Source organism: Streptomyces sp. 13-12-16, from assembly GCF_002114215.1.
GTDB lineage: Bacteria > Actinomycetota > Actinomycetes > Streptomycetales > Streptomycetaceae > Streptomyces.
In genome coordinates, this window is the sequence record NZ_NCTE01001373.1 from 1 (window position 1) to 4,168 (window position 4,168).

A 4,168-nucleotide genomic window follows, 5' to 3' on the forward strand; every position below is an offset into this window, starting at 1 on the left:
ATGCACGGCCGTCCCGCCCCGCGGGCCCCTAGCGTGGGGTGCGTTCCCGGAGGGCCGTGTGCCAGGCGGGCGGCGGGGACTGCGGGTCCGGGTCGGGGCGGCGGCCGCCGCGGGCGAAGAAGTCGGCGAGCGGCAGGATCGCGGCGCCGACGGTGACCGCGTCGGGGCCGAGGCGGCCCAGTTCGATCGTCACCTTCTCGGCCGGGTGGCGCAGCGCGTACGACAGGGCGTGCCGGTGCACGGCCGGCAGGAAGCGGGAGCCGAGCTGGAGGCCGGCCCAGCCGCCCATGAGGATGCGCTCGGGCTGGAAGAGGTTGATCAGGTCGGACAGGCCCGCTCCCAGGTACTCGGCGGTCTCCTCCAGCACGGCGAGCGCGACGGGGTCGGGGGCGCTGTCGTCGGCCGGGTAGGCGGCGGCGAGCATGGCCGTCAGCGCCGTCTCCTCGTCCGTGCCCCCGGGCACCCGGCCGCCCTCCTCGCGCCACCGGGCGAGCAGCGACTCGGCGCCCGCGTACGCCTCCAGACAGCCGAGCGCGCCGCAGCGGCAGCGGCGTCCCCTGACCCGTACGGTCAGGTGCCCCCATTCGACCGCCCGGCCGTGTTCCACCTCGGGCGTGACCAGGCAGGCGCCGACACCGGAACCGAAGAGGACGACGAGGGCGTTGCGGGCGCCGCGTCCGGCGCCGAACCACATCTCGGCCTGACCGAGGGTCTTGGCGCCGTTGTCGATGAAGTACGGCACCGTGTCGGGCAGCGGGGACCCGGCGCGCAGCAGGGTTTCCAGGGGGACGGCGTCCCAGCCGATGGTCTGGCCGTGCACGACGGCGCCCCGGTCGGGGGTGTGCTCGACGATGCCGGGGACACCGATGCCGACGCCGAGCAGCCGCTCGGGGGCGAGACCGGCGCCGGCGAGCACCTCGGCGATGCCGGAGCGGATGTGGTCGACGATGACCTCGACCTCGTAGCGCTGCTGTTCCAGCGGGCGCTGTGCGCGGGCGAGCTCGGTGAGGGTCAGGTCGAACAGTTCGACGCGGACCCGGGTCTCACCCACGTCGACGCCGATCATGTGGCCGCTGACCGGTGCCACCCGCAGCAGGGTGCGCGGACGGCCGCCGTCGGAGTCGACGCTGCCGGCCTCCTCCACGAGGCCGTCGGCGACCAGGTCCGCGACGACGTTGCTCACCGATCCGGAGCTGAGCCCGGTCGCGGGGCCGAGCTCGAAGCGGCTCAGCGGGCCGTCGAAGTACAGCCGTTGCAGCACGGCCGTGCGGTTGGCCCGCCTGAGGTCGCGCACCGTGCGCCCGTTCCGCCCCGCCATGTGGCTCCTTCCGAGACCCTGCCCGACCTGCAACATACCGCCGGGAACCGGCTGGGCGCGACTTTTCAGCACCCTTATTTCATGATGTGAACTAACAGGGGTGGCGGATCTCCTCCAACGCGGCCTCCAGTTCCGGGGCGACGGCGGCCCGGAGCCATCGTTCGTGCTCGTCCCCGCTCGCCCGCGGAACCGTCTCGGTGAGCATGATCAGGTAGAGGTAGGCGCGGTAGAGGGCGAGCCGGACACGGGCCGCCGCGTCGAAGACGGCCCGGCCCCCGGCCTCCCCGTATCCGGCGAGGAACGCCCCGTCCGTCCTGATGTCGCCGAGCAGCGCCAGGGAGACGAAGTCGGCGAGCGGGTCGCCCCAGAACATGCGCTCCCCGTCGACGAGCCCGCCGATCCGGGCCTCCCCCGCCGCCGGGCGCTCCACCAGGATGTTGCCCGGCCACAGGTCGAAGTGGACGAGAACCGGCACGGTGACCTCGTCGAGCGCCCCGGCTGCGGTACGGATCACGGCGGCCGCCTCGTCGACGGGGCGCGGCAGCCGGGCACCGTAGTCCCGGGCGTCGGCGAGCACGGCGTCGGTCATCGCGGTGAACGCGGTCCGCCAGTCGGGGGCGAGCGGGCCGAGGGCGCCGGACGGGTAGCCGAACCCCGGTCCGGTCACCCGGTGCAGCCGGGCCACCTGACGGCCGAGCTCCGTACGCAGCGCCGCCCGCTCCCCGCCGGCCGGCTCCGCCCGCGTCCAGGACTCACCCGGACAGGCGGTCATCAGCAGGTACGGTACGGAGGCGTCGCCGCCGACGGACACGGCACGCGGGGCGGGTACTCCGGCCTCGGCGGCTCCGGCGCAGAAGTCCGCCTCGGAGACGAGCAGACGCCGCTCGTACCGGAGGCCGGGGACGGCGGGCGCGGGCGGGACCTTGAGCACATAGCGGCTGCCGTCGGCGAGGAGGAGCTCCTCGACGGTGTTGTAGGTGCCCCCGCTCAGCGGACGCACCCCGGTGAGCGCGTCGGGCGGCAGTCCCGCCTCCGCGAGCGCCCGGCGGGCCCGCTCCCAGGAGTCCCCCATCGTCCACCCCTCCCCTTCGGCGACTGCGGTACAGCGTACGGAACGCACGGGGGCACGGTCCCCGGTGAAAACCGCTGGCTCCCCCCGACGCCGGATATCTACCCTGACCCAGAAACCTAGACCCCCTAGGTTTCGAAAGAGCACGCCAGGAGACGCCCCCATGAGAGCACTCACCGAGCAGGACATCCGTGGTTCGTTCATCAACTGCTCGAAGGGTGAGGCCAAGCGGCTGGCCGTACCACGCGACCTGGGCGAACGCCCCTGGGACGACCTCGATTTCCTGGGCTGGCGCGATCCGGGCGCACCCGACCGCAGCTATCTCGTCACCGAGCGGGAGGGCCGTCTGGTCGGGGTGGCCATGCGCTTCCAGCCGGCCCGGCGCGGCTTCCTGCACCGCAGCATGTGCTCCCTGTGCCTGACGACCCATCCGCGCGGCGGTGTCGCCCTGATGACCGCGCGCAAGGCGGGCCCGGCCGGCCGGGAGGGCAACTCGGTCGGCGCCTACATGTGCACCGACCTCGCCTGCTCCCTCTATCTGCGCGGCAGGAAGGTCCCGGAGACCGGCGCCCGCTTCGAGGAGAGCCTCACCCTGGAGGAGCAGATCGCCCGCACCAGGGGCAACCTGTTCGCCTTCCTCGACAAGCTGTAGGCCCGCCCGCCTTCCTCCGGGGGACTGCCGTCACCGGTGAACACGTTCGTTGTGTCCGGGGAAGGGGAACCGTCCGAGGATGCAAGTGGTACGTGAGATGACAGCGCCGGCCCTCGAGTTCGTCAAGCGGCACCGGGACCCGGTGACCGTGCAGATGGTGAGGTCGGCCGCCGCGGCGACGGTCGCCTACGTCATCGCCCTTCGACTGAGTCCGGAGGCCGCGCCGCTCACCGCGCCGCTGACCGCGCTGCTCGTCGTCCAGGTCACCCTGTACTCCACGCTCACCACCGGGATGCGCCGGGTGAACTCCGTGGTGACCGGCGTCGTCGTGGCGATCCTCTTCAGCCTCCTGGTGGGTCTGACCTGGTGGAGTCTGGGCCTGCTCATCCTGGCGTCGCTGATCGTCGGCCATCTGGTGCGGGTGGACGAGTTCGTGCCCGAGGTGGCGATCAGCGCGATGCTGGTGCTCGGGGTGACCACGCACGGGGACACCGCCTGGGCCCGGATCGTGGAGACGCTGATCGGAGCGCTCGTCGGGATGGGGTTCAACCTCCTGCTCGCCCCGCCCGTGTGGGTGGAGGAGGCCGGCCGGTCGATCGAGGAGCTGGCACGCCGGGTGCGGCAGCTGATGCTGCGGATCGGCGAGGAGGCCGCGGGCCGTCCGCCCGCGGCCCGCGCGGCGGCCCGGCTGCACGAGGCCCGCCGCCTGGACCACGACATCAGCGAGGTCGACGCGGACCTCCGGCAGGCGGAGGACAGCCTGCGGCTCAATCCCCGGGTGCGCGAGGGCCTGCTGCACCGGGTGGTGCTGCGCACCGGCCTCGACACGCTGGAGATCTGCACGGTGGTGCTGCGGGTGCTGGCCCGCACGCTGACCGACCTGGCCAAGGAGCGCGAGCCCGACCGGCTGTTCGAGCCGGAGACGGGCGCCGCCTTCGAGGAGCTGCTGTCCGAGATCGCGGACGCCGTGGTCAGCTTCTCGGTGCTGGTCACCACGAGTGTGAGCGCGAACGCCGAGTCGGCGGAGGAGCGGCTCGCCTCCGAGCTGCGGCAGGCGGCCGCCACCCGTGACAGGCTGGCCCGGCTGCTCTTCGAGGAGGCCCGGCGCGACGCCCGCCAGTGGCAGGTG

Annotated in this window: 4 protein-coding genes; 2 read left to right on the forward strand and 2 right to left on the reverse strand. The window is 73.2% G+C overall.

Annotated features, from left to right (window positions below; all coding sequences use genetic code 11):
• Window positions 1-28 precede the first annotated feature (28 nt).
• Both B7767_RS41045 and B7767_RS41050 read right to left on the reverse strand, forming a co-directional pair.
• Window positions 29-1,318 carry an ROK family transcriptional regulator gene (locus B7767_RS41045; RefSeq protein WP_085576311.1) on the reverse strand — a complete coding sequence of 430 codons (1,290 nt, stop codon included), beginning with the start codon at window positions 1,316-1,318 and terminating at the stop codon, window positions 29-31.
• 91 nt (window positions 1,319-1,409) lie between these two features.
• Window positions 1,410-2,390, reverse strand: coding sequence for a phosphotransferase family protein (locus tag B7767_RS41050; RefSeq protein ID WP_085576312.1), 981 nt, complete (start codon window positions 2,388-2,390; stop codon window positions 1,410-1,412).
• Between the two features lie 160 nt (window positions 2,391-2,550).
• Between B7767_RS41050 and B7767_RS41055 the strand changes: the two genes are divergently transcribed.
• Window positions 2,551-3,039: an FBP domain-containing protein gene (locus B7767_RS41055; protein WP_085576313.1), complete on the forward strand. Its 489-nt coding sequence runs from the start codon at window positions 2,551-2,553 to the stop codon at window positions 3,037-3,039.
• Window positions 3,040-3,118: 79 nt separating this feature from the next.
• Window positions 3,119-4,168 (forward strand): aromatic acid exporter family protein (locus B7767_RS41060; protein WP_085576314.1); only part of this gene is annotated, 1,050 nt, incomplete at its 3' end.

What these genes read in the sequence shown, in the direction of transcription:
- B7767_RS41055 (WP_085576313.1), top strand. Translation starts at nt 2,551, where the DNA reads ATGAGAGCACTCACCGAGCAGGACATCCGTGGTTCGTTCATCAACTGC.
- B7767_RS41050 (WP_085576312.1), bottom strand. Translation starts at nt 2,390, where the DNA reads ATGGGGGACTCCTGGGAGCGGGCCCGCCGGGCGCTCGCGGAGGCGGGA.
- B7767_RS41045 (WP_085576311.1), bottom strand. Translation starts at nt 1,318, where the DNA reads ATGGCGGGGCGGAACGGGCGCACGGTGCGCGACCTCAGGCGGGCCAAC.